Origin of the sequence: Arthrobacter sp. SIMBA_036 (assembly GCF_046535135.1) — a bacterium.
In the GTDB taxonomy this organism is placed as follows: Bacteria; Actinomycetota; Actinomycetes; order Actinomycetales; family Micrococcaceae; genus Arthrobacter.
Map to the genome: position 1 here is coordinate 1 of NZ_JAWRXG010000248.1, position 262 is coordinate 262.

Consider the following 262-nt stretch of genomic DNA (forward strand, 5'->3'; position numbering starts at 1 on the left):
CTGCACCATAAATATGTCCTGCACTAATAGGATTTCTGGCAGTATAATTTCCGGATATAGCAGGTCCTCCATCTGCTGATACATTATTGTTGGCAGTCCATGCAACAGAACTGTTTAATGCATCATTTGTCACCCCAGTCATAGGATCTTTCAATGAAGTTAGCGGAGTACCTACCTGACCAAAATTCAACAAATCAGAGTAACCTCGGTCACCATAAGTTCCCGTAACCCCAACTACAGCTTTTACAGTACCTGAAGCAGG

The 262-nt window shown here is 42.7% G+C and carries 1 protein-coding gene; it reads right to left on the reverse strand.

Annotated features, from left to right (window positions below; genetic code table 11):
* On the reverse strand, positions 1-262 hold a 262-nt coding region (locus SB659_RS19780; protein WP_410551646.1), incomplete at both ends, for a hypothetical protein.